Consider the following 25,651-nt stretch of genomic DNA (forward strand, 5'->3'; position numbering starts at 1 on the left):
GATTAGAAAAATTCCAAATAGCGGTGGACTTCCCATTCCGAAACATGGCGCATATACTCCACCCACTCCATACGTTTGAGGCTGATAAATTCATCGGCTAATACCCCCAAGGCGTCGGTGATCACCGGATCAGCAGCTAAAGCCGCGATCGCCGCCTCTAAATTTTGAGGCAGGGTGTGGATGCCCAGGGCTGCTAGGGCTTCGGGGGTGGAATCGTAGAGATTAAAATTCTGCGGTTCACCGGGGTCTATGGCTTTTTCAATCCCGTCCAATCCAGCCGCAATCACCGCTGCTGCCGCCAAGTAGGGATTGCAGGAACTATCGGGCAGCCGTAATTCTAGCCGCCCACCGGGGACGCGCACCAAGCTAGAGCGATTGTTATCGCCATAGCTAATATAGGCCGGTGCCCAGGTGGCTCCACTCAGCGATCGCCCCACGACCAAGCGCTTGTAGGAGTTGATCGTCGGGGCACAGATGGCCGTTAACGCTGGGGCATGGGCTAATAGGCCTCCGAGAAAGTGATACCCCAGGAGGGAAAGTCCCAGCTGCCGAGGATCCCTATCATCGGCAAACAGATTCCCCTGGTCATCCGAAATTGACAGATGCATGTGCATCCCGGTGCCGGTGCGATTGGCAAAGGGTTTGGGCATAAAGGAGGCAATCAGTCCTAGCTCCTTGGCAATTTCTGAGGCTGCCATTTTGAAAAAGATATAGCGATCGGCAGAGGTTAAAGCATCGGTATAGGTGTAGTTGATCTCGAACTGACCATTGGCATCTTCATGGTCAATCTGGTAGACATCAAACCCAACGGTTTGTAAGCTGCTGACGAGCTTTTCAATAAAGGTACGGCTGCGGGAGAGTCCTTTATAGTCGTAACAAGGCTTTTCTAAGGTGTCCGTAGTGTCGGCAGGAAAAACTACGCCCTTGGGCATCTCGTTGCAACAGGACAAATTCGGGTTCAAGTCCGGTGTTCAATGTCCAGCCCCGTTGTTTGAGCTGTGCCAACTGCTGCATCAACACAAAGCGGGCATCATAGGGATAGGGCTGGCCATCCACATGGCCGACACAGACTATGCGGGCAAATCCCGGCATCCAGGGCACCAGGGAGAGGGTCGCGGGATCTCCGACAGCCATGAAGTCATGACTATGGGGCTGTTGCCCCAGCCCCCACACGGCAAACCCAGCAAACCCTGCCCCTGGATTGAGAATGTCCTCAAAATGGCAGGCCGGAACGGCCTTTGTTTTGGCAGTACCATGAATATCGACAAATTGTGCCAGGATAAATTTTACCTGGTGATCGGCTAAAAACTGCTTGGCTTCGATGGGGGTCATGGGTGGGTTCTCTCTTAGAAAATTGCTGGAGCCTCGGGGGGGGATCAGCTCCGGTAAAACCATGGCGGCACCGACGGCACCGCCCCCCAGTTCCGGTGGCGATCGCCACCAGGGTACGCCACAGATAGGCTCCAAAGGTGCCATCGCACCAGAGGCGATAAAAGGGCTGGCCGTTGCGCTCACCAGGAATCACCGTCACCGCCACACCGATGAGGTTGGTGAGCAGAACAGAATGGGCCGATAACGATAACGCCCGAAAGTTAAGATTGCAGGTTTGCAGCAGCAATTCCGGCACACCTGTGCCATAAAGGGCCAGGGATAAATCCTGCCGCAGCACCGGGTAGACCTGGGCACGGGGGGGGCTGACAGACCTGACGGATCTGGAGCGTCAGGGAGCTATCCAGTCCATCTTCCAGGAGAAATTCCGTCATCCCGAGGCGGGCAATCAACCCTGATCCTGGAAGAACCCCCCAAGTATTGGGAGTCTCAGGAACGGAGATGCCGTGGCTGGCTAACCAGGGGGCGGCATTGGTACCTTTGACCCCATAGCGACAGAGAAATGACAGATCGGCAATCCCCAGATGGGATGCGGTTTGTTGATCCTGGGAACCTCTGATCAAGGCTGGCATCCCATTGATTTCCTGCCAGGAACCCCCAAGTTGCCGCAGGGCTTCATGGACTGGACTGAAACGGCGGGGAGAGTTCATTAACTTAACTCCATCGAACGACTCCCCTGCTTTTGACGCAGGTTGTTGGGGTCATAGAAGGGGGTGGGGCTGACCCTGGCTGTTACCAAGGAGCCATCGGAGCCACGGATGGAGAAGTTGCTGCCGATCACCGCCATTCCGGGTAGGACATAGGCGAGACCAATGTAACGTTGCAGGGTGGGGCTAAAGGCAATGCTGGTAACGCGACCGGCGATGCTCGGAGAGCGGTCTTTGACCATCGCCCCCTCTGCAATCACTAAGTGGCACTCTTGGGGGGGCATATCCCGAAAATCTGCCTCCAGGGTGAATCCAACCAACTGTTGTTTCGGCGATCGCTGGGCTAGAATCTGCAAACTGCGTTGACCAATAAAAAACTGGCTTATCCATCTTCACCGCCCAGGCCAACCCCGCTTCCCTGGGGGTCGTTAAACCATCGGTGTCCTGACCGATAATCAGGTGAGCTTTTTCCAAGCGCAGCAACCGTTGCGCTTCCACCCCAAATACCGCTAGATCATAGGGTTTGCCAGCTTCGAGGAGCACCTCCCAAAGGGCGATCGCCCACTCGGCAGCGACGTGAATCTCATATCCCCATTCCCCCACAAACCCCACTCGCATCAGCAGAGCCGGAATCCCCGCCACCACAGCATCCCGCACCGCCAAATAGGGAAAGGCCGTGCCAGATAGATCCAGGTCTGTCAGTTGAGCCAGGAGATCACGGGCAGCAGGCCCTGCGAGGTTGATCGCCGCGTGGGCACCCGTGAGATTGACGATGCCGCAATCCAATCGCCACAGGGTCTGTAGACGGGTGAGTTCTCGATAAATATTCGCAGATCCAGCCGTTGTGGTGGTGAAGTAAAAATGCTGACTGCCCCGTCGAGCAACCACCCCATCGTCCATTACGACGCCAGTCTCATCCAGCATCAATGCATAGCGAGACATGCCGATGGGCAAATTAGCATAACGTCCGGTGTAGACACGCTCCAGTAACTCCACCCCATCCGGGCCATACACCTCCAATTTTCCTAATGTGCCCACATCCACCATCCCCACCTGGGTACGGACTGCCACTGCTTCCTTACGAAGACACTCCTCTCGCCCCAGACCCGGTTGGGCGTAGTAAGCGGGTCGCAGCCAGATTCCGGCTGGCATGAATTCAGCCCCTAAAGCACCATGGTGATCCTGCAATGGCGTCCGCCGCTCGGGGGTAAATCCCCGCCCCGCCAAATGGGACAGGGGCACGGGATGGAAAAAAGGACGAGCTGTTGTGGTTCCCACGGCTCCGGGAGATTCACCCGTGATCCGAGCCAGAATTCGCAGGGCATTCATATTGGCATGTTTGCCCTGACTGGATCCCATCCCCACTGTGGTGTAGCGCTTAAGCAATTCAATGTTGTCAAATCCCTCCTGGGCGGCATGGCGGAAATCTTTCAACTGGAGGTCTTCGTCGAAGTCCACAAAGTTCTTGCCAGCGGGATGCTCAACAAAGGGATAGGGATGGGAGGGTGACTCGGGGGGAGGATCACTTGCCCCCATTGGTAACGGCGGCAACGGGATCGAATCAGCCTTGGCATGCGTCGAGGAACCTAGCAATCCCCAAGCGGCAGCCCAGCCAGCACGGTGTCCATCTAGCAATTTCTGCTCCCACTCAAACACCCCATTGACGCGGCCACAGGCAAACACCCCGGTGGGGAGGTGTTCAGGAACAAACTGCTGTAAAGCGTCATCAAACCGCATTTTGGCACCCGCTTGATACAGCAGATTGGCAGTTGGTGCCCAACCCACGCTCATGACAATCCCGTCGCAGGCAATCACCTGCTGGAAACCAATTTGGGGCTTGCCGTTGGTAGCCAGGGGGCAAATCACTGCACTGGCCACTCCATCCCCCGCTGGATTGGGTCTGGCCTCATAGAGACAATGACCGACAAACATGGGAATCCCCTGCGATCGCAGTTCGGCTATCCATGGGTTTTGGGGCGGCTGTTCCCGCAGATCAACGATCGCCATGATCTTGATGCCATGGTGCACTAAGTCTAAGGCAGCGCCATAGCCATCCCGATTTGCCACGAGAACAACGGCACGATCCATGGGCTTGACGGCATAGCGATAGATCAGCCGTTGGGCAGCGGAGGCTAACATCACCCCCGGTAGATCATTCTGACGAAAGACGGCGGGTTGTTCGGAGGCTCCACTGGCGACAATCACTGCTTTGGCTCGCATTTTTGTCAGGCGCTGGGCATCGATTAAGGGCACCCAATGATCCGCGTAATATCCAGCGGCTTGGGTGGTGGTTTGCAGGCGAATCCGGGGATGCTCGGTTACAGCCTCTAGGAGTTCGAGGGTTTTGTTTGCCTGGGATCTGTCCCCCCTGAGTTGATAGCGACCCGCCCCCCCAGCATTGGCATTCTCTTCTACAATCACCACATCGGCACCCGCCTCGGCGGCAGCGATCGCGGCGGCCAGTCCTGAGACACCCCCACCAATCACCAGCACATCACAGAAGTCATAGCGTTTGGGGGTGGGGGAATGGGGAGGAGCACTCTCTAACTTGCCCAGCCCGGTCATAGTCCGGATCAACCGCTCCCATACGGGAAACAGCCGCTGGTGATGAAAGGCTTTGTAGTAGAAACCCACCGGGAGCAAGGGGGCTAACAAATTGATCACGCTGGCGCGATCGCCCATGACCCCTCCCAGAGTATTGACTGCGATGAGGTTCATCCCATCTGCGACCGGGGTCACATCAGCCCGAACATTCAGTTGGGCTCCATTCTGCATCAGGGCGTTGATGTCATGATTAGCAAGGCTGAGAATGCCACGCGGCCGATGGTACTTAAAACTCCGGCCTAACACCCGCTGTCCGGCGGCCCAGAGAGCGCTGGTGATGGTATCACCGATGTAACCCCTAAACCGTTGTCCCTCAAAGGTAAAGCTGACGCTCTGGCTCCGATCAATCCACTCACCACTGATCGGAGGTAGGCGCTGACTTCGCGGTGTCCTTGGCAACTGACTCAAGTCCCATCCCCCCCGTGAACAGATAGGTGCGGAGAATAATATCGGACTGGGTGTCCCGATCGGCAATAAACCAGGTGTTGCTGGGGGTATGACACCACCACTCGCTTTGAACGCCGGGGGCACCCTGGCGATTAAATACATAGTCTGCCCAAGCGGCATTATCCGTGGTGTGGGGATCTGGCATCGGCTGGATTGCCCCACCATAGATAAATTCTGCAATCGGTCTGGCACCATGAATTGGACAGGTAATGAGTTTCATTGCTAATGCCCTACAGAAGCTGCGCCTTTTTCCCCGACCAGCGCATAGTTGGTAAATCGTTCCAGTAAGAAATCTTGAATCAGCGAGTGGTTGCGATCGCAGGCCACGGTATAGGCCATGGTCTTCCCAGAAACAGGGGTGGCTTTGAAGCCCCAAGTTCCCCACCCGGCATCCAGATAGAAACCCGCGATCGCCGTCTTGCCCATGATCGGGGCAAAATCTGGCGTCATATCTGCCATGCCAGCCCACTGCCGTACCACCTTGACGGGGGCTAAACAGGGGAATAGATCCAGCAGGTGGGCTGCCAGCCCTTCGGCAAACTCCAAGGTCGATCGGGTGGAATGCAATTCATAGGGATCAAGGGCCGATCCCATGACTAGTTCCCCACGGGCGGACTGACTCACATAAACATGTAAGCTACCGGAAACAATAATCGGATCGAGCCAGGGCTTCATCGGCTCGCTGACCATGGCCTGCAAGGGGTGAATGTAAAGGGGCGATCGTACCCCCACCATCTGTAAAATTCGAGGGCTAGATCCCGCAACCGCGCACAATACACGGGATGTGGCAATATTGCCTCGAGTAGTTTGCACCCCCGTCACCTGCCCCGCCTCAACCGTAATCCCTAATACCTCTGTTTGCTGATGGATTTCGACCCCCCGTTGATCAGCCCCCCGAGCATATCCCCAAGCCACGGCATCATGACGGGCAATACTTCCTGGGGCATGATAAAGCGCTCCTAAGATCGGGGCATGTCCCCCACAGTTCAGATCGATCTGAGGGCAGGCTTTTTGGACCACCTCCGGGGTGACCAACTCACTGTCAATGCCGAAGTGTTTGTTGACCTCCGCTCGCCAACGCATGGTGCGCAGGGCTGAATCTGAATGGGCCAGGGTAAAGTGCCCGCGGTTGGCATAAAACAGATTCAGGTCAAAATCCTGGGACAAATCTTGCCAGAGCCGCACCGATTGATCGTAAAACTTCACCCCTTCGGGTGTCAGATAATTCGAGCGGATAATGGTGGTATTCCGTCCCGTATTGCCGCCGCCAAGATAGCCTTTTTCCAAAACTGCGACGTTGGTGATGCCATGATCCCTTGCTAGGTAGTAAGCTGCAGCCAGACCATGCCCACCCCCCCCAATGATCACCACGTCGTAGAAAGCCTTGAGGCGATCGGGTCGGCGAAACATCCGAGGCTCTGGGTATTTTGGGGATAGGGCAAATTTCAGCAGTCGAAGGGGCATCTAATTTCCCAGGGGGAACTAGAGAATATGATGCAATCTTGATTCATGTATGTCAACAAAGTTTCCTGTTATGCTTCAAGAGCGGGTGTAAACTGCTAAGGTTACCCATCCATATAATCGATTAATAAATATTTTTGTAAGCTGAGAAAAGCATGGTAGTTTCTATGAAGATGAATTCATTTATAGGTAAGCAAATTCTCTCAATCATTCGAGATGGTGATTATGCCCATCCTGGGGAAGAAGAGGCAATTGAATTAACATTTCAGGAGATTCCCAAAGACAGGAAAAGATTACTGTTGGATGTGGGGTGTGGCCGTGGGGGAACTGCCAAATATTTACATTCCCATGGCTGGGGTCATGTAATCGGGATAGATATTGATGAAGTATCTATTAAGTATGCTCAGCATCAATATCCTATGCTTGATTTTCTGATTGGCAATGTTATTGATGCCCCCCAATTGATCAATCATCAGTTTGATGTAATTTATTTATTTAATTCCTTTTATGCTTTTGAGGATCAACTTGTCGCTTTAAAGTCCTTACGGAAAGTAGCCAAGGAATCAGCAACGTTGCTGATATTTGATTATTTAGATCGGGGCGGTTATGGTCAATCTCCCCAGGTGGAGGAGGAGTCTCCATTTTTGCCCCATCCGCTCAGCTTGGAAAATTTGGAGAGTAGACTGCTGTCAACTGATTGGTCTTTAACAAGTACAACTGATATTACAACGCAATATGAGGAATGGTATTCTCAGTTTATGAATAAAGTGTATTTGAAGCGCCAAGAAATTATAGAAATCGCGGGTGAGGATGGGATAAATCTGGTTTGTGAGTTGTATGGTGGTTTATTGGAAGCCATCCGGGGAGGCAATCTGGGTGGGTTGATAGTGAAGGCTCGACCTAGGGGATAACAGAAAATTGCAATCAAGATTCTTACGGTTGCTCTCTGAGAACTCATTGATCGTAATTCCCTAATGAATGAGGTGCATCTCCTGGGTTAGAATTCTGGAGTTAGTAGTTAGAACCAGAGAATCCTTCTAGATTCTGATACCTAGATTCTGAAGTCAGAATGTACTGCATACGACTGATAATCGCTAGATAAGAGCAATCTTAAGATGTCTTCTGCGTAGCTCTATCCCAGAGCCGGAAGGATTGTTCTGCTTCTACCTCATCTAGTTGCGCGTGGGTTAGAAATCCGTAAAGCATTTCCTTTGGCACCGTAGGAAAGGTGGGGCTACTGTTGATTCATGGTCTTCCAGGGGCATGGTAATTTCAGAATTCCACGATCGTAAGTTAGTCGGGTAGCACGGCTCTGGGGCAGGTCTTGGAGAATTTGTTGCTAAGACTGCCAGTTCAGGTGGTGAAAGTGACGCGCTTTTCACCGATTGAATTGGAAATGCTAAGAGGTTGAGTGGGGCTGCTGACCATGGCGACTCCGGGAGGCCTCACATCATTCATGATAAACCGTTATTGTGCCCGTGATGGGTAAGGGTTGGGTGCAACCATACCTAAATACTCAGCAGTTTGATTTTTTGATCTCTGCCACTATTTACTAAACTGAGAACAGCAGAGAACTCCAGTGGGTAATTGCAATGACCTTATTGCTGGCCGGTGATATTGGTGGCACCAAAACAATTCTCAGTCTGGTTGAGGCCCAACTCCCAGCGGCATCTACCCAAATTCACATCCAGACTCGTTATGAGCAGCGGTTTTCCAGCCCGGAATTTTTTGATTTAGTGCCGATGGTCCGACAGTTCCTAGATGCAGCCATCCCCTCCCTTGGCACTCAACCCCTACCAGAAACCGCCTGTTTTGCGATCGCGGGGCCTGTGGTCAATAATACTTCCAAGGTGACCAATCTCGGATGGTCCTTGGAGGCAGATCGTTTAGAACGGGAACTGGGCATCCGCCACATATCCCTGATTAATGATTTTGCTGCCGTCGGCTATGGTGTGTTGGGTCTTACCCCGACAGATTTATGTACCTTGCAGGCCGGCACACCTCGAAGCGATGCGCCAATCGCCGTCATTGGAGCTGGCACGGGATTGGGAGAAGGGTTTTTAATCCCCCACCCCGAAGGGCATCAGGTCTTTAGTTCCGAGGGGGGGTCATGCTGACTTTGCACCTCGCTGTGACCTGGAATTCCAACTTTTAAAGTATCTAATGGATAAGTATGGGGTACATCGTGTATCTGTTGAGCGAGTAGTCTCCGGTCAGGGTATTGTTGCCATCTACCAGTTTTTCCGCGACTGCTTTGGTACCTCCCATGCCCAGCAACCTGCCGATGAGTCTACTGTGGGTCAAATTGTCCGGACTTGGGAAAAGCAGGTCGGGAAAAGCGAAAAAACCGGTCGATCCCGCCGCCGCGATCGCCATGGCAGCCTTAGAAAAGCAAGATTACCTATCCGAAAAAACCCATGCAGCTCTTTATGGCTGCCTATGGTGCGGAAGCTGGGAATCTGGCATTAAAACTGCTTCCCTATGGCGGTCTATATATCGCCGGTGGCATTGCTGCTAAAAACTTGCCCTTGATGCAGGCGGATGGCTTTCTGCCAGCCTTCACGGCCAAAGGTCGCATGACACCCCTCCTGGAAAGAATTCCCGTTCATGTTGTCCTCAACCCCCAGGTGGGGTTGCTGGGTGCTGCCCTCTGTGCTTCGAGATTGTAAGGATAGTGCTGGTCAGGCAGTCTCTTAGAATCGGCGTTTAACAGTTTGATTTTGTCCTCATCTGGCTGACTAGCGCTATATTTTGCTGTGTGTGTCGGTAGAGCACCGCTTGATATATTGAAGGATTACATTAAGAATCAAAGTCCCCCTGGAAGTGCGGGGCTTGCATCCTATTCGTTTTGGTCAGGAGATCAGCTACCTTGAAAGTCATGTCTGCGGTCTTATTGTCGAGCAGTCTGCTGCTTTCTCCCTCGATATCGATAGTGGCTACAGCTGCACCTGCTAACTGTCCCCAGTCAGCTAAATACTATCAGGAGCAATTTGTGGCCGATGGTAGACCTATGGCCATGGTTTGCTACCTCTATGCCGTGCAGCGAGACCCAACCTCTGTGGGGCCAACCCCTGCTGAGACCCCCATCAATGACAAGCATTTGGTGGATATCTATGGGCGGCGGGTGCGGGATCAAAAGCTGATCTTCGATGAACTCTGGCGACCGCTTCCCGGCTTTGAGAAGGTCTTCTACGATACAAAGACGACTTCCCGGTTCTACACCAACGGGGTCACCATGCTCCAGATTATGGGGACATCCACCCTGGGGAATAATCCGACCAAGGTTGCCATACTCGTGAATTGTTCAGATTTAACCTTGACCTATGAGGGAGTCGCCCGTCGCCGGACACGCCTGTACGATTATGCTGATCAGTACAAGCTGGAAACCAATTTTCCTCAGGATCGCGTCGGTCAGATTTGTGACGCGATCGGTGAACCCCCGATTCGGATTAAGCCCCGTTAATCCGGGATCGGTGATGGTCATGGGTGAAGTTGCTCCTCTGGAACTCCGCCACCTCGGCCATCGCCAAATTCAGGTTTCAGACATGGAAATGGGAGATCCGCACCCCCAGGGAAATCATCGATAAGAACAACATAAACCCTACTCCATCCAACATAGTGGTCATCAGTGGGCCGCTAATCAGAGCGGGGTCTAGTTTGAGTCGTGTGAGTGCCATTGGCAGAAAGGTTCCGGCTACGGCTGCAATCAACACATTACTCACCATCACCAACCCCGCCACCGGAGCTACCCAGCGCTCCGTCGGATGCGCCCATAGCAAGGACAATAGGGAAAGGGAAATGCCGAGGGCGATCGCCGTTCCCATGCCAGCCAGAACTTCCTTGCGGAGAACTTGCCAGGTATCTTTAGGGGTGACTTCCCCGACCCCCAAGCCCCGTACCGTTACTGAGAGGACTTGAAAGGCTACGTTGCCACTGCTGTTAGCCATAATTGGCATGATCACTGAGATCACAGGGAGCACGGAAATCACGTGTTGGAAGGGGGCGATCGCACTGGCTGCCCCGATATAAAGCACAATATTTGCCAAGAGCCAGGGGAGACGTTTCCGCAGAGTGATGTAGGGGGGCGATAGAGCGGCTTCATCCCCACCACTAACCCCTGCTAACTTTTGGATATCCTCCGTGGCTTCTTCTTCCAGAATGTCCACCATGTCATCAATGGTGACGATTCCCACTAGGCGATCTTCGCGATCGACCACTGGCAAGGCCAAGAGGTCATAGCGCTTCATCAGTCGCGCCGTCTCTTCCTGGGGGGTATCGGTACTAGTTTTAATCACCCGATCGCTGGCAATATCTCGAATCAATACTTCTGGAATGGAAAATAACAATTGCCGAAGGGAAACGACCTGTAATAGCTTGCGGTTGTCGTCGGTGACGTAGGCGTAGTAAATCGTTTCCTTGTCGCGATCGCTGAGTCGAATCTTGCTCAGAGCCGCCTCAACCGACAACCCCTGGCGGAGCCGCACATACTCGGTGGTCATGACACGGCCCGTGGTGCCTTCGGCATAGCCAAGAATGGTGGCTGTGGCTTGGCGCTCGGGAGGGCTGAGTTGTTGGAGCAGCCGTTTCACCACCCCAGCGGGCAATTCCTCAAAGAGCACCGCCCGATCGTCGGGGCGCATGGCCTCAATAATGTGGCAGACTTCAGCTCGGTGTAAGGAACCGAGGAGCTGTTCCCGCACTTCCGGGGGGAGATATTCAAAAACGCTGGTGGCCTGATCCTTGCTGAGCAAACGAAATGTGATCGCTTGATCTTCTGGCGGAAGTTCCGCGATGTAGTCGCCAACATCAATAGCAGGTAAGGAATTCAGCTCCAACTTCAACTGATTTAAGCCAGCAAAATTCCCTAGCGACCCGCAAACTTCTTGGGTGAGCATTTTTTCTCCTCAATTCCCCTCGCGCCGGGGAAAGGACTCACCAGGCTAGGGGAGACTACAGATTCATTTCAACGTTGGGATGGAATGGACTTCGGTCCATGGAGTCGATAAAATTCAGCATCGATACCCCCTCGGGGGTATCGCTAGATCTATGCTAGCGCTCAACTGACCACGGGGAAAGGGGTTGCCATAAATTTTACCCTTAGGGCTTAGATACCGCTGGACTCTGCTTGAGATACCAGCGCCAGGGCGTATCAACGCCTTTCGTCAGACCAATGCGCGTGGTTTGCACTAGGTGAAGGGGTTGCTGTTCCAAAAGCTCTTGCATGGCAGGAAGACGATGCTCTAACCAGAATCGTCCACCTGGCTGCAATACTTGAGCATTATCGGTCAAATCAATCTGAAGCACCCGACAGAGTTTTCCAGGTCCTGCGGCTACACGGTGTAGCTGAGCGGGGGGTAAGTCTATTCCAGGGGGTGGGGTTTCCAGCTGCAAGGCTCGAATCAGTACCGCACTGGGAATGCCGGTGCGATCTGTCACCACATTGAAGCAGTGGTACATCCCATAAATCAGATATACATAGGCATGGCCTGCCTGCTCGAAAACGATCCAGTTGCGCGGCGATCGCCCCCGATAGGCATGAAAGGCCGGATCCCCTGGTGCGTAAGCTTCTGTCTCCACAATCACCCCACGGAGCACGTTACCATCGGCAAACTGCCGTACCAGGGTGCAACCTACCAAATCGGGGGCCACCTCAGGGGCGGGGCGGCTCAGCCATTCTGGCTCAATCACGGGCGATGCGGCGGGGCAATTCATATCTGGTTCGAGGAATGGCTCCCCACCGAAAGCAGAGAGGGAAAGGGATGATCCCCTAGACGTTGAAAAAAATGGAAGTTTCAGCGAGTGGCGACGATCTCAGCTTAGAATAGCGGAGATTATTACCTAGTCCTCTAGTTTGCTACTCGTCTGTTAAGTTGTTCAATCCCTGCTGTAACCCTATGGATGTCAAACTGATTTTGGTTGTGCTGACAGGAGTTTTTACGATCTCTGCTCTCTTTTTCGGAACCAAGAACGGTTTCTACGACTCTCATAACTATCACGGAAATGGCTCTGCCCATTAACTACCCTGATCTGGGTGTCCATTGGCAGCGAAAAGCCCCTTGCAATCCTTAGCAGTTGCAGGGGGCTTAAAGGTATGCAGCTAAAAACGGAAACTAGCTGAGAGCCAGCACTGGTTCAACGGTTTCAGTTGTCGTCTTGACTGGGTAAACGCTGATTTTTTTCCGACTTTTACCTAACCGCTCGAATTTCACAATGCCGTTGATCAGGGCAAAAAGGGTATCGTCACTGCCCCGCCCGACATTATTGCCGGGATGCACCTTGGTGCCCCGCTGACGAATTAAGATATTGCCTGCAAGCACCGCTTGACCACCATAGCGCTTGACACCAAGGCGTTGGGCGTTTGAGTCACGACCGTTGCGTGTACTACCTGTTCCTTTCTTGTGAGCCATAATTTCCCCAAAATAGTTCTGAAAATCATCCTAAAAGTTGGGAGGGATCCTTAACTAGGCCTCTGCATCAGCCACTGGAGAAGGTTCAACCCCGGTAGCCGTGGCAGATGAACCGTTGAGTTGAATGGCATCCACCATAATCCTTGTTAGTTCTTGGCGATGCCCCTGTTTCTTACGAGTTTTCTTCTTGGGTTGCATCTTGTAGACAACCACCTTACGCCCCCGCAGGTGCTGGATCACCGTTGCCTGCACCGTTGCCCCAGAAACAAAGGGCTGGCCAATGGATACAGCGCCATCAAAATGAGCCAGAAGCACATTCTCCAGGGTTAGCTGAGCGTCAGGTTCAACTGCCAGCCGATTGACATCATAAAAGCGACCCGGCTCTACCCGCAGTTGCTTGCCACCCATTTCAATAATTGCGTAAGTCATAGATCTCCCTAGAGGATTGCCGTACAGGTGGTTGCCTGAGTAGCTGACGCTTAAACCTGATCCGAGCAAATTTTACAGCAGCTTATCATTATCCTCAATATCAAAGCAGGATGTCAAGGTGGTAGATCCGGGACAAACTGGCAGATCCAGGTTGTCACCGCTCAAAAGTTTGTGATAAGATAAAAAACTGAATTTGGACGCATAGCTCAGTTGGTTAGAGCGCATCGTTGACATCGATGAGGTCACTGGTTCGAGTCCAGTTGTGTCCATTCATTAGACTCAACAAATTCTCGGTAATTGCTCGCCACTTAACAGATCGAGAAAGCGGGCTGCACCCAACTTACTGTTGAGAATTACAGCGGGAGGAGAGGATAAAACCACTTCACCAATTACGCTCGCGATCGCCGCTTCCCCCTCTGCTTCCTGAGTCGATCGCAAAATATCTAAGGCACGATCTGCGTCCTGAGGGGCAACAAAGGCCACAAAACGTCCCTCATTGGCAATGTACAGCGGGTCAAGACCGAGTAACTCACAGGCACCTTGCACTTCTTCTAATACGGGAATGGCAGCCTCTTCTATCGCCAGGGTCAGGCGTGTTGCCGCCATAATCTCATTCAATGTACTGGCTAAACCACCTCGGGTGAGATCCCGCAGACAGTGAAGTTTAACCCCAGCTTGGAGGAGTGCCCCCACAAGGTGAGTCAAAGGCGCAGAATCACTGATGATAGTGGTTTGAAAATCCAGACCTTCCCGAGCTGCCATCACGGCAATGCCATGCCGCCCCAAATCGCCATTAAGGAGGATTAGATCTCCAGGTTGAATAGAACTAGGGGCAATCTTCAGGGAATGTTCGAGGATGCCGACCCCAGACGTATTGATAAAGATGCCATCTCCTTTGCCGCGATCGACCACCTTGGTGTCACCTGTAACGATTTGCACTTGGGCGTGATCGGCAGCGGCTTTGATCGATCTCACTAGCCGCCAGAGAGTTTCCATCGGCAAGCCCTCTTCTAAAATCAAGCCCAGACTGAGGTAAAGCGGACGGGCTCCAGCCATGGTCAGATCATTTACGGTGCCATTCACAGCCAGAGAGCCAATATCCCCACCGGGGAAAAACAGCGGATTCACCACATAGGAGTCCGTGGTAAAGGCAATGCGATCGCCTGCTATAGCAAGGACTGCTGCATCATGGATTTCGCGATCGGGGGAGCCAAAGACCGAGAGAAACATCGTCTCGATCAATTGGTGCATTAATCGTCCACCGCCACCATGGGCCATCAGAATGGTGGGATATTGCTGCAGAGAAATGGGGCAGGCAAAGGTCATGGGGCTGGTCACTCCATTGAAAACAGCTCAATGTTATCCATCGGATAGTGCTTGCGATTGCCTGTCCACAATGGATAGTGATACATACAGACAGTAGCAGCCAGCAACTAATGGGGCGTGTCACCGGCGGCAGACAACGTTGAAACGGAGCCAGAGGTTGCTAATCCGTCCGGTGTTTATCTGGCCCGCCGCCAGTGTCCCAGCGGCTATCGTATCCGCTCTCGCCCCCTATCAACCCACGAAATCCTCTGTATGAGAGGGTTTCAATGCATTTCCTCTTAACGAACCAGTGCCTAGTAGAGCAATAATCAATCCCACCATAGCGCTACGGTTTTACTGTTGCAGAGCGATCGCTGGAGCAGCTCCAAGCCATAGTTCTCGTCGGTGAGATCAACGCCCTCCAACAGCTGCCGCAGATCTGCGGGAATCTCCTGTCCGACTTCCTCAGCCATCTCAATCATGTCGGCTATACAGCCAAAATGCTGATCGATGGTGTCGGGGCAAAATTCATAGATCTCCGCAGAGAGGGCTGTCAAGTCGGCTGGGAGGCTTTTGAACGTCACGACGACAGCGTCAAATGTGACATCACTGAGTTCGATGCCATAGCTGGTGTCCCAAAGTTTGAGTCGTGCAATAATGTCGTCTGTTTCAAGGTCATAGTTCGCGGCATCCGTACCCGCTTCTCGCAAAGATTGATACTTATCCATAGAATTATCGCTGCCTACGTGAATAACAATACTGATTCAACCCCCAGATTACGCCTTCTGTTCTTGGAAGACAAAGCGACCCACCCAGAGCGTAAATAGCGGTTGTACCAACCAATGGGTTAGTAGAACTGCACAGGCAACCCCAATCACTCCACCTTGGACGCCAATGAGTAATCCGATAGTGAAAATGGCCGTAAATACCATACTCCAGATCAGATTTAATTGGGGACGATCAACGGCAAGTAATAGCTTCCCCGCTGCTTCAGCAAAGGGTCGAGGGATAGCTGACAAACAAATCAACATTAGAATGGGAATCGCCCCCACCCATTTCTGACCAAAGACAATGGGAACATAAAGAGGAGCCAGCGTCACCTGCAATAACACAACTGGAATAATGATCCAGGCAATTGTCTTAAAGCTGTTATAGTAACGCTGTTGCAATTCTGCCCAATTCATGCGGATGTCACAAAGATAGGGAAACAGCGCTGAACTAATGGCGTTGGTAAAGCTCAGACTGATTCCCAGCCCTGCATTAAATGCAAAATAGTACATCCCCAAGGATTCAACACTAATAAACCGAGCCACAATCAGGTAATCTAAATTATTCCTCAGGGTTTCTAGCAATTCAACGCCCAGCAAATTTTTCCCAAATACCACTGTCTCCTGCCAGTGCTTGAGTTGAAATTGTTTCGGAGGTCGCCAAGGATGGTTATAGTATTGAATCAGTACCCAAATCGGGCCAGTCAAAACCTTCGGCAAGATCACCGCCCACATTCCCAACCCCAAGAGGGCAAAGACCGCCGTCATCAGGTTACCAACTGACACTTGTACTGTATTCGCCAGAGCCGAAATATTGAGGCGGTTTTCTCGACGGATCAACATTGCTTGCACCTGACCAATCGGAATCATCAGGTAAACCAAGGCAATAATGCAAATGGGCATAATCAATTGCTGGTCTTTGTAGAACCAAGCGACCGGAAATGATACGAGGCATTGAATGCAGAATAAACCCCCGACAAACGATCCAATTGAGCCAGTAAGCAGTGTTGGCTAAATCAGCTACCTTTTCGGGTTCAACCTGGATTAACTTGGCACCAATCCCAGATATTGTAAAGACTTGGGTGAATTCATAGACTGTTAAAACAATGGCTGCTAAACCGTAATCGTAGGGTGTCAAAGCGTGAGCCAGGATAATCGTGGTCACAAGGCGAAAAACACGGATCACTAGTTCACCAGCACTGAGCCAGCCCAGATTGCGCAGGAATCGGTTGGCAAGCTTCTGTTTGAAGAAATTGAGCAATGCGTTCAAAAGCTTAATCCACTCCCTCACCTACCGCCCGATGAATACAAGCCAGTAAATGTTCCGCCAAAACCCTTACATAGGGTTCTGTTAACATATCCGTTACTTCATTATGCCGACCGGGAATATCATAGATTTCCACTCCTCCAGTTGCCAGAGCACCCCAGCCCAAGGTCGGATCATTGTGCCACTCTAACGTTCCCTCAGTCGCTCGGAACAAGGTTATTCGGCCTGGGTAAACTTGAGGTTGGTAGTCTACGGTGTTGAGAATTTCTCGAACGGGAATTTTCGCAGGCAAGAAGGGTAAATAGCCTCCACTCTTGAGATAGAAACGATAATTCATCAGCACAAGCTTCTCAAAGCATGGTCTCGCTGTTCGCTGAATTTTGCCTTTAACTTTAGCGAAAATATAATCCAACTTCTCCTTGAGACTCATATAGAGAAACTTACGGAGGTGGCGACTGAAGCGATCTCCGACTGGCAGAGTCGGACTCTGATCCAAGGCAGCATCAAACAGTGCCAGTAAGGCCACCTCCTGGCCTTCTGCCTGAAGCTGCACAGCGATTTCATAGGCTAGAACACCTCCCACGCACAATCCACATAACAAATAAGGCCCGTCCGGTTGCAGAGACCGGATTTCGCGAATAAAGTGAGCTGCCATGGCCTCGAACTGGCGATAGAGGGGATGCTGACCATCCATGCCGTGGGGTTGTAAGCCGTATACAGGCTGTCCCTGTCCCAGATACCCCGCCAACTCACGGTAGCAAAGGACATGACCATCTGCTTCGTGAACACAGAACAAGGGTGGGGAACCCTCCCCCGGTTGAATTTGCACCAAGCACGACAAGTGTGCTGATGGGATGTGTTGATCCAAAACTCTGGCCAGTTGTTCAACGGTTGAAATCTCTAGCAGCACGTTGATGGGCAATTTTTTGCCGAATACCCTCTCGACCTCCGCAAATAATCTCACCGCCAGCAGTGAATGCCCTCCCAGATCAAAGTAGTTGTCCTGGATGCCAATGGGCTTGACACCTAATAACCGCTCCCAAATCTTCACCAACCGACGTTCCACAGCATTGCGGGGTGCCTTGAAACTGCCTGACTCCGGTTGTCCATAATCTGGCACAGGTAGAGCCCGACGATCAATCTTCCCATTCGGTGTCAGGGGCAGTTGGTTGAGGATCAAAAATGCAGAGGGCACCATATAGTCGGGAAGTTTTTCCCTGAGAAAACGCCGCAGCTCAGCAACCACAACCTCAGACTTGGTGGGAACGATATAGGCTACCAGATGTTTATCATCTGCTATGTCCTCTCGAACAATGACGACTGTTTGTCGTACTGTCGGGTGCCCATTGAGCACGGCCTCAATTTCTCCCAGCTCGACTCGGAAACCTCGGATTTTGACCTGATTGTCAGCACGACCGACTAATGAAATGGTGCCATCTGGGTTGTATCGACCCAGATCACCTGTCTTGTAAAGCCAATCGCCCGTTATCTTGGTAAACGGATTGGTAATAAACCGTTCCTGGGTCAGGGTGTCATCCCCTAAATATCCTTTTGTCAGGTAGGGAGTGCGAATATAAATCTCTCCCAGTTCCCCAATCCCAGCTTGGCGATGGGCAGGATTTAAAATCAACAGTTGAACGTCTTGAATGCCTCTACCGATGGGGATGCGGCTCTGGGTCGGTAGGTGCTCTCTTCTCTGCTCTTGGGCTGCTGGGTTGGAGACAACATAATATCCCATCGCCTGGGGTGTTTCCGTAGCTCCGTAGAAATTAACACAGGTGAGGTTGGGAGCCAGGGATTGTATCCACGCCACCTCCTGTCTTCTTAAAATATCTCCCCCAAAGAAGGCATAACGAAGATGGACATTGGTGTCGCTCACAGCCATTGTTACCGATGGTTCGGTGTCAGCTGCTGGATGCAAAAGCTGGCCCATGGCAGGGGTTAGGTGGGCGACACTAATCTTGTGCCGCTGCATCCAGGTTGCAAGCCATCCAGGGGCAAATATCTTGTCTGGGTCTGGAATGTAAACGGTTGCACCCAAGCTCAGTGGTGTAAAGATGTCCCGCAGCAGGGGATCATGGGACAGACCCGACAACATACTAAAGCGGTCTGATTCGTTCAAATCAAATGTATGGATATGCCATGCCAAAAAATGGGAGAGGGGTTTCTGGGTGCCTAAAATTCCCTTGGGCTTGCCAGTGGAGCCGGAGGTAAAGGCAATGTAGGCTAGGTGATCCGGATGGCTAGCCATCCCCAAGGGTTCGGGGGAGTAGTCCTGCAAAAGACTACGAGCGGCAGCAACCCCTTGAGGCAATTCCAGGCGACAGAGAGATCTCTGACTACGCACAGCCGTTTCCAATTCCGGTGGGAGTTTTCCTGCTGCTGCCATCATCAGCCAGCCTTTGGGCTTGGCTAGTTGGCTACAATCGCTGAGGCGCGAGGCTGGATACTTGGCATCCAGAATCACAAAAGCGGCACCCGCCTTGAGAATCCCCAGCAGTGCCCACACTAGCTCGGCGCTTCGGTGGGCGTAGATGGCAACAACATCCTGGGATTGAATCCCACAGGTGTGGAGGTAATTGGCCAGTTGGTTACTCGCTGCCTCAAGTTCGGCGTAACTCCAGGCTTGCAATGGGTCTGCAACCGCGATCCGTTGGGGAACCCGTTGAGCCTGATGGGAAAATCGACTCTGGAGGGAGCCAAACCACTCACTGGATAGAGATGCAGTGGGATGGGGCAAGCGAAATTGAGCCTCAGGCGTCACTAAAGAGAAGTCTGAGAGGTTGCCGAGAGGATGCTGCGAAATTTGCTCTAGTAAGTATTGCAGTGTCAAGAGCATCTCGATCATCCGCTCCGCGCCAAATAACTCGGCGTTATAAACGAATGTCAGCCTAACTGCCCGATTTTTTACTGCTACCTCCAGGGTCAGATCACAATTCCCAATTGAGATAGCTGACGATGGAATTTCGATGCTAGAAAAGTTGGGCAGATTGAACCCAACGTGAAATAGCAGTTTATAGTTTTGATTAGAATCAGGATGCGGATCTTCCAGTTTTTTCTCAACTGTCAGCTCATGATCAGCATTGGCTAGACTAACAGCTTTGCCTATCTGTGCAACCAACTCTCGAAAGCTGGGGTTCTCCTGGAGGTGAGTTTGCAGGACTGTGGTTTGCTGATCACCGAGTTCTCTAGCTATGGTGACCCCAATGGGAATCTCCTCCCTGCCTGTATAGCGGTGCAGGAGGATCTTGAAGGCTGCCAGTAGGATCACATTGAGGTTAACTCCTGCAGATTGTGCTTCTTGCCACAATGATTGGGTCAAGTGTTCGGGCAGTATGAGTGACTGCTGTTCTCCCAGAAAGGATGGTATCGCTGGCCGCTCCCGATCCATCGGCAGTTCTAGCATGACGCTGCTGGGCCATTGCGGTTCCCAGTTAGTTGGCTGAGTCGCTAATTTCCCGTTAGGTTTTTGCTGCTGGCTGGTCACGTCCGGATCTCCTAGCGGGTTGTTCAACCTCCCAGACCCGTTGCTAGAGTCACCTGCCTGTGATTTATTTGGGCTCATATGTAACGATTCTCACTTGTATGAGGTACATCTATATGGGCGTCGGTCTTTGCTATGCCTGTGATTAATCCCATTTCATGGGAATGGGAAAGGCATTGACACTCCTCAGTGGTTTTGATCATCAAACACTAGGCGCAATAGCATGAGTTGTAGGGTTGCCACGATAGTGACACACTCCCAAACCTCTTGTTGACACATAGAGCACGGGCTTTTCAGTATCCCCTGGGTGAGGGGTGTTAATCTCACCGACGAGAATGATGGCTTGGAGGTGTTTAAGCGATCGCCCTCCACCAGGAAGGACATAACGCTCTGGTAGGACTCAAAATAGTGAACAATACTGATTCGCGTTAGAATCCATCGTTAAGTTGGCCGTGTTGGTTCCATCGCTATAAGCTTGATTATGGCTACTCTACTGCAAGTTGCTCAACTAGGAAATTCTATCCTCAGACAAACAGCCCAGGCGATCGCCATCGGTGGGTCGGAGACCATCGCCCCCGTAGATGCCGCCCAGCTAGAAACCTTGATTGAGGATATGCTGGCAACGCTCCAGGAATCTAAAGGGGTGGGGTTGGCAGCCCCCCAGGTATCCGCATCCTTGCGGTTGTTGATTGTGGCATCTCATCCCAATGCCCGTTACCCCCAGGCTCCTTGGATGGAGCCCACTGTCATGATTAACCCCCGGATTCTGGCTCACTCTCAGGAAACACTGACCGATTGGGAGGGCTGCTTAAGTATTCCAGGGATTCGAGGGTTGGTGCCTCGCTATCGGGAAGTTGAGGTTGAGTACACCGATCTGGAGGGGAAGTGCCAGAAGCCGGTGCTTACGGATTTCGTGGCGCGGATTTTTCAGCATGAGTTTGATCACCTTGAAGGCATCGTATTTCTAGATCGGGTTGAAAGTACCCAAGACCTTATGACTGAGCAGGAATATCAGCAACGGGTCGTGGCGGTATCGAGAAACTGCTAAATTCAACAACGAAGGATACGGCAACATCTCCCATGAAGCCCAAGACTAAACTCTCGTTGCTTCTGAAGCTGGCGATCGCCAAGAAAGCTGTGCTTGCCTTAACACTGCTGATAATTTCCATTGGCGCTGGCTTTAGTTGGCGGCATTATGAGGCCGTTACAACCTGGGCGGCAACTTATATGCTGACAGCTGAATATGCCCTTGTGCGATCGCTGCTTCAATTTGTTATCCATTCTGACATCGAGCAACTGAAACTGATTGCACGTCTCTCTGGCATTTATGGGGCTTTGATTGCCATTGCCGCCGTAGGGCTATGGTTCGGAGCAACATGGGCCTATGGATTGTTTCTAGGGTTGGTCGGGATTCTGTTACCAGTCGAAATCTTTGAACTGATCCACAATGCATCGTTGAGTACCGCTGCCCTGTTCATGGTGAATCTGGGGATCTTTGGGTTTCTACTCAAAGAGTGGCCAGAGATCCGTCACAGTCAGTTGGATGATGCTTGAGGAGTAACACCTCTATCCGGGGGTCACAGTGGGAGGATGACCAACCGGGGGATGCGCGGGGGATGAGGCAGGCTTTAGGATAGCGGTATGACAGCCCTAGTACACAGACATCAACCATTAGGACGACGATCAAACCTTGGATACCCGTGGGCTTAGTCTCTCACGGTAGGGATGGCTGTATCGAAATCTGTTACTGAAATTGTCCATTCAAATTCTCGAAGGAGCAATTCTATGTTTGGCTTGTCCAACCTGGTCAACAGCATTAGAAACATCAAAATCGCTGTGGACTTTCTCAAGGATATGGGCAAGGATACGGACAGTGTCTTTGATCTCCAAGAACGCCTCCGTGATACGCCCCAAATGCAGGTCTGTCTCGATCGCCTGAAGGCAAATCCGGCCATGGCTCAGTTGATCGCTGAACGCTATATGGGGCCAGATATCGATCTAGCAGCCTTAAAACAAATGCCCAAAGGTTCCCTAGGTTATTCCTACGCCACTGTCATTACCAACTTGGGCTATGACCCTGAATTTTACCGCGATGTAGAAATTAAGGATGACGCGGATTACGTAGTCATGCGAGTCCGAAAAACCCATGATATCCACCATATTGTTACGGGTTTTTCACTCAAACCGGAGGGTGAAACAGGTGTACTGGGCATGATGGCGGCCCAATGTGGTTATCCATCCTTTACGGTGATTCTCCTCACAGCCCTGGTAATCGCCTATAAAAAGCGCCCAGAACTCTTTAATGAAGTGCTCCAGCGGGTGGTGGTGGGATTACAAATCGGTTGGTCTGCGGAACTACTCCTCGCCCAGAAATGGGAGGAAGGCTGGGAGAAGTCCCTGGAACAATGGCGCTCCGAGTTGCAGATCAATGCAGTTACCTCTGGCCCCACCAGTTGGATGGATACCACCCCCGGCTTAACCTTGTAACGACTGTTGCTGTCTATCTGACAAAAACAAGATTCGGGGTGGATGGTTAAAGCTGGTGATAGATCTTCAAGCAGGAATCGATCACGACATTCACTGATGTTTCTGCTAACGCTTTCAAGAACGCAGTTTGGGCTTCTCGCAACTCAATCTCAGGGTTTGCCGTGTGGATCGTCTGCATGGCCAGGTCATGCGATGCGCCAGCGCTGATTAGATATGCCGCCAGCATGGTTGCCGTCCGTCGTTTGCCATGACTGCAATGAACCGCTATGCCATTGCCCAAGCTGTTTTGAGTGTCAACAAAGTCGTTTAGTCGCTGCACCTGTTCCTGGCTAGGTGCCGTGCCGCCTTTGGTGGGTAGCCACAGATAAGGGATACCAGCCTGCTCGTACAAATCCAGATTCGAGGGGTCATCCAGTACGGACACGATCGCGCTCACACCCGCTGCCTCTAACTCGGTGATTTCTGCTGCTGTGGGCTTGCGAACGCCTGCCAATTTGCCAGGAAGTACCCACCAGAGGTTCTCTGCAATGGGTTGCATCAATTGCTTTGCCATTGGTTTCAGCCTGCTTTGACCGCTAAAGGGGTTTCGCTACGTTTTCGGAAAAATAGCGTTTCTGAAGCCAGAATGCCACGTTCACGAGACTAATGAGTACGGGCACTTCCACCAGGGGACCCACCACCGCCGCAAACGCAGCACCGGAATTGATGCCAAAGACTGAAATCGCCACGGCGATCGCCAGTTCAAAATTGTTGCCAGCAGCGGTAAATGCCACACTGGCAGCCTGGGCATAATTCGCCTTGATGCGCCATGCCATGTAAAAGCTGACCAAAAACATCACGACGAAGTAAATAATCAGCGGGATGGCAATCCGCACCACGTCCAGCGGAATCTGTACAATCAAAGTCCCTTTCAAGCTGAACATCACCACGATCGTGAACAGCAGGGCAACCAGCGTCATGGGGCTGATTTTGGGCACAAAGACCTCGTGATACCAGCGTCTGCCCTTTGCTTTGACCAAAAAGTAACGTGTCAAAAAGCCTGCTAGGAACGGGATGCCCAAATAAATGAACACACTCTGAGCGATCGCGGCAATGCTCACGTTGATGACACTGCCCTGTAACCCAAAGACCGGCGGCAAAACGGCGATGAAAAACCAGGCATAAACGCTATAAAAGCACACCTGAAATAGGCTGTTAAATGCCACCAGTCCGGCTGTGAGTTCAGTGTCGCCTCTTGCCAGTTCACTCCAGACAATCACCATCGCAATACAAGGCGCAATGCCAACCAAGATTAAGCCAGTCATATAGTCTGGATAATCGTGCAGAAAAAGAGTGGCTAGTGTAAACATCAGCACTGGCGCAATCAGCCACGTCTGCAATAGCGACAGAGCCAGAATTTTGCCATTGTGAAAGATATCCCCAAGCTCCTCGTAGCGCACTTTCGCCAGCGGTGGATACATCATCAAAATCAAACCCATCGCAATGGGGATGTTGGTTGTGCCCACCTGAAATTGGCTAATAAACGCTTCTAAACCAGGGAAGACATAACCGAAAGCAACGCCGATCGTCATTGCCAGGAAGATCCACAGCGTCAGGAAGCGATCGAGAGAAGAGAGGCGTTTTACTGTCGCAGTTTGTATTACAGGGGTCATTGCTTAATCTCCATCCCCTGCTTTCCAGGCGATCGCCTTGCTAGGCTGTGGATCGGGCAGCTTTGTCGAAATCACTCCGGCTGCCAGCACTAAAGCCGTTGACACCCACAGACACCCCACCAACCCAAAGAATTGATAGACCAGACCCGAAAGCACCGTGCCCGCCAAACGACCGCCAGAGTTAGCCATGTAATAAAAGCCAACGTTCAGCGCGACTTTATCATCGTCAGTAAATGCCAGCACCAGGTAGGAATGCACGGCTGAGTTAAACGCAAACACCAACCCAAATACTGTTAGACCCACCACAATGACGACATTTGCAGGCGCACCGCTTTGGAGTGCGATCGCGATCGCTGCTGGCACCGCCGTTAAACTGAACGTCCAAAACTGAATGGTTTTTGCCTGGGGGGGTTGTCCAGAGCCAAAACGCCGCAGTAAGGCTGGTGCAGAGAACTGCACAATGCCGTAGCCAATCACCCAACATGCGAGAAAGCCGCCGACCTGATAGAACGACCAGCCCAAAACGCTTCTCAGAAAGACGGGCAGTCCGACCACAAACCAGACATCCCTGGAACCAAACAGAAAGAACCGAGCTGCCGAGAGAATATTGATTTCCTGGCTTTTGGAAAAGAGCTGCGTAAACTTCACCTTCGCCTTAATTTTGCCCATCCCTTTGGGTAGAGATAACCCTGTGAACATCAGCAGGAATAAGACCCCTGCCATAATCAGTAGGGCACCGACAAAACCCATCGACGCTAAGAGTGCGGCACCGACAAAGAAGCCGATCCCTTTCAGTGCATTCTTGGAACCTGTCAGCACTGCTACCCATTTGAACAAGGAAGCTTGAGCATCTTGTGGCACCACTAACCGAATCGCGCTTTTAGAACTCATTTTGGTCAGGTCTTTGGCAATCCCTGAAAATGCTTGAGCCACCATCACATATCCGACGGCCACCCACTGAGTCCAGTCGGGATTAAGGAAGGACAGCATAACGAGCGCAAAAACCTGTAGCCCAATGCCGCTGTAGAGCGTCACTTTCAGTCCGAGCTGGGAACCAATCCAGCCGCCCAAAAAGTTTGTGACAACTCCAAAGATTTCATAGAACAGAAACAGAGAGGCAATTTGAATGGGGGTATAGCCAATGTTGTTGAAATACAGCAGCACCAACATCCGTAAGGCTCCATCCGTAATGGTGAAACCCCAGTAGGCCAGTGTGACCAGAATGTAGTTCTTAAAGTTGGCGCTAGAGGCGGTAGTGGTAGCCATGAGGGATGAGGAAGTGGGAGGGACTAGGGCGTGAGGAGC

At 51.9% G+C, this 25,651-nt stretch carries 19 protein-coding genes, 1 tRNA gene and 4 pseudogenes; 7 read left to right on the plus strand and 17 right to left on the minus strand.

The features are described 5' to 3' along the window. Positions 1-2: 2 nt before the first annotated feature. From glnT to DO97_RS13950, 5 genes and pseudogenes are all read right to left on the minus strand, one after another. Positions 3-1,332 (minus strand): annotated as a pseudogene (glnT, locus tag DO97_RS13930) (type III glutamate--ammonia ligase). A 260-nt stretch (positions 1,333-1,592) separates the two neighbouring features. Continuing rightward, on the minus strand, positions 1,593-2,039 hold the full coding sequence (locus tag DO97_RS13935; RefSeq protein ID WP_052128745.1) for a hypothetical protein: 447 nt from the start codon (positions 2,037-2,039) through the stop codon (positions 1,593-1,595). Next, positions 2,039-5,039: pseudogene (locus DO97_RS13940) on the minus strand (2Fe-2S iron-sulfur cluster-binding protein). Before DO97_RS13940 ends, DO97_RS13935 begins: the two are co-directional and overlap by 1 nt. Continuing rightward, the gene (locus DO97_RS13945) at positions 4,993-5,307 is read right to left on the minus strand and encodes a sarcosine oxidase subunit delta (protein ID WP_072016455.1); all 315 of its coding nucleotides are present in this window, start codon (positions 5,305-5,307) and stop codon (positions 4,993-4,995) included. The pseudogene DO97_RS13940 and the gene DO97_RS13945 overlap by 47 nt, the downstream one beginning before the upstream one ends. A 2-nt stretch (positions 5,308-5,309) precedes the next feature. Then, a complete protein-coding gene (locus DO97_RS13950; protein ID WP_036534454.1) occupies positions 5,310-6,551 on the minus strand; it encodes an FAD-dependent oxidoreductase in 1,242 nt (413 codons plus the stop codon). Positions 6,552-6,703: 152 nt separating this feature from the next. Here DO97_RS13950 and DO97_RS13955 point away from each other — a divergent pair, with 152 nt between their 5' ends. The 3 genes and pseudogenes from DO97_RS13955 (at position 6,704) to DO97_RS13965 (ending at position 10,011) form a co-directional block, all read left to right on the plus strand. Continuing rightward, entirely contained in the window at positions 6,704-7,459 is a 756-nt protein-coding gene (locus DO97_RS13955; RefSeq protein WP_081980758.1) for a class I SAM-dependent methyltransferase, read from the plus strand. A 681-nt stretch (positions 7,460-8,140) separates the two neighbouring features. Further along, a pseudogene (locus tag DO97_RS31305) lies at positions 8,141-9,217 on the plus strand (glucokinase). A gap of 200 nt (positions 9,218-9,417) precedes the next feature. Continuing rightward, the gene (locus DO97_RS13965) at positions 9,418-10,011 is read left to right on the plus strand and encodes a hypothetical protein (RefSeq protein ID WP_162183003.1); all 594 of its coding nucleotides are present in this window, start codon (positions 9,418-9,420) and stop codon (positions 10,009-10,011) included. A 76-nt stretch (positions 10,012-10,087) separates the two neighbouring features. Here the strand turns inward: DO97_RS13965 and mgtE are convergent, their stop codons facing one another. The 4 genes from mgtE to rplU all read right to left on the minus strand — a co-directional run bounded on the left by mgtE (position 10,088) and on the right by rplU (position 13,384). Further along, a complete protein-coding gene (gene mgtE, locus DO97_RS13970; protein WP_036534463.1) occupies positions 10,088-11,443 on the minus strand; it encodes a magnesium transporter in 1,356 nt (451 codons plus the stop codon). A gap of 202 nt (positions 11,444-11,645) precedes the next feature. Further along, positions 11,646-12,260: a DNA-3-methyladenine glycosylase gene (locus DO97_RS13975; RefSeq protein WP_036534467.1), complete on the minus strand. Its 615-nt coding sequence runs from the start codon at positions 12,258-12,260 to the stop codon at positions 11,646-11,648. A 398-nt stretch (positions 12,261-12,658) separates the two neighbouring features. Next, a complete protein-coding gene (rpmA, locus tag DO97_RS13985) occupies positions 12,659-12,955 on the minus strand; it encodes a 50S ribosomal protein L27 (RefSeq protein WP_036534470.1) in 297 nt (98 codons plus the stop codon). A 54-nt stretch (positions 12,956-13,009) separates the two neighbouring features. Further along, positions 13,010-13,384 carry a 50S ribosomal protein L21 gene (gene rplU / locus DO97_RS13990; protein ID WP_036534473.1) on the minus strand — a complete coding sequence of 125 codons (375 nt, stop codon included), beginning with the start codon at positions 13,382-13,384 and terminating at the stop codon, positions 13,010-13,012. A 195-nt stretch (positions 13,385-13,579) separates the two neighbouring features. Between rplU and DO97_RS13995 the strand changes: the two genes are divergently transcribed. Next, a tRNA-Val gene (locus DO97_RS13995) sits at positions 13,580-13,653 on the plus strand. A gap of 10 nt (positions 13,654-13,663) precedes the next feature. Here DO97_RS13995 and hypE read toward each other — a convergent pair. From hypE to DO97_RS14015, 5 genes and pseudogenes are all read right to left on the minus strand, one after another. Further along, entirely contained in the window at positions 13,664-14,710 is a 1,047-nt protein-coding gene (gene hypE, locus DO97_RS14000) for a hydrogenase expression/formation protein HypE (RefSeq protein WP_036534475.1), read from the minus strand. Between the two features lie 308 nt (positions 14,711-15,018). Further along, on the minus strand, positions 15,019-15,417 hold the full coding sequence (locus DO97_RS14005) for a DUF4253 domain-containing protein (RefSeq protein ID WP_036534478.1): 399 nt from the start codon (positions 15,415-15,417) through the stop codon (positions 15,019-15,021). Between the two features lie 48 nt (positions 15,418-15,465). Further along, positions 15,466-16,461, minus strand: coding sequence for an oligosaccharide flippase family protein (locus tag DO97_RS14010; RefSeq protein WP_338038709.1), 996 nt, complete (start codon positions 16,459-16,461; stop codon positions 15,466-15,468). A 31-nt stretch (positions 16,462-16,492) separates the two neighbouring features. Continuing rightward, positions 16,493-16,747, minus strand: a pseudogene (locus DO97_RS29515) (oligosaccharide flippase family protein); the annotation flags it as partial. Further along, positions 16,731-20,237, minus strand: a complete 3,507-nt coding sequence (locus DO97_RS14015; RefSeq protein WP_204368638.1) for a non-ribosomal peptide synthetase — start codon at positions 20,235-20,237, stop codon at positions 16,731-16,733. The pseudogene DO97_RS29515 and the gene DO97_RS14015, both read right to left, overlap by 17 nt. A 451-nt stretch (positions 20,238-20,688) precedes the next feature. Between DO97_RS14015 and def the strand changes: the two genes are divergently transcribed. The 3 genes from def (at position 20,689) to DO97_RS14030 (ending at position 22,694) form a co-directional block, all read left to right on the plus strand. Then, entirely contained in the window at positions 20,689-21,255 is a 567-nt protein-coding gene (gene def / locus DO97_RS14020; protein ID WP_036534481.1) for a peptide deformylase, read from the plus strand. Positions 21,256-21,287: 32 nt separating this feature from the next. After that, positions 21,288-21,761, plus strand: a complete 474-nt coding sequence (locus DO97_RS14025; protein ID WP_036534484.1) for a DUF2127 domain-containing protein — start codon at positions 21,288-21,290, stop codon at positions 21,759-21,761. Positions 21,762-21,992: 231 nt separating this feature from the next. Then, entirely contained in the window at positions 21,993-22,694 is a 702-nt protein-coding gene (locus DO97_RS14030; RefSeq protein WP_036534487.1) for a Coq4 family protein, read from the plus strand. A gap of 46 nt (positions 22,695-22,740) precedes the next feature. On the opposite strand, the gene DO97_RS14035 is transcribed toward DO97_RS14030, so the two are convergent. The 3 genes from DO97_RS14035 to arsJ are packed head-to-tail and all read right to left on the minus strand — an operon-like array spanning position 22,741 to position 25,612. Beyond that, positions 22,741-23,247: a phosphatase domain-containing putative toxin gene (locus tag DO97_RS14035; protein ID WP_052128747.1), complete on the minus strand. Its 507-nt coding sequence runs from the start codon at positions 23,245-23,247 to the stop codon at positions 22,741-22,743. Positions 23,248-23,269: 22 nt separating this feature from the next. Continuing rightward, the gene (gene arsB / locus DO97_RS14040; RefSeq protein ID WP_036534490.1) at positions 23,270-24,346 is read right to left on the minus strand and encodes an ACR3 family arsenite efflux transporter; all 1,077 of its coding nucleotides are present in this window, start codon (positions 24,344-24,346) and stop codon (positions 23,270-23,272) included. Between the two features lie 3 nt (positions 24,347-24,349). Further along, positions 24,350-25,612: an organoarsenical effux MFS transporter ArsJ gene (gene arsJ / locus DO97_RS14045; RefSeq protein WP_036534493.1), complete on the minus strand. Its 1,263-nt coding sequence runs from the start codon at positions 25,610-25,612 to the stop codon at positions 24,350-24,352. Positions 25,613-25,651: the final 39 nt, after the last annotated feature.

Source organism: Neosynechococcus sphagnicola sy1 (assembly GCF_000775285.1).
GTDB classification, from domain to species: domain Bacteria; phylum Cyanobacteriota; class Cyanobacteriia; order Neosynechococcales; family Neosynechococcaceae; genus Neosynechococcus; species Neosynechococcus sphagnicola.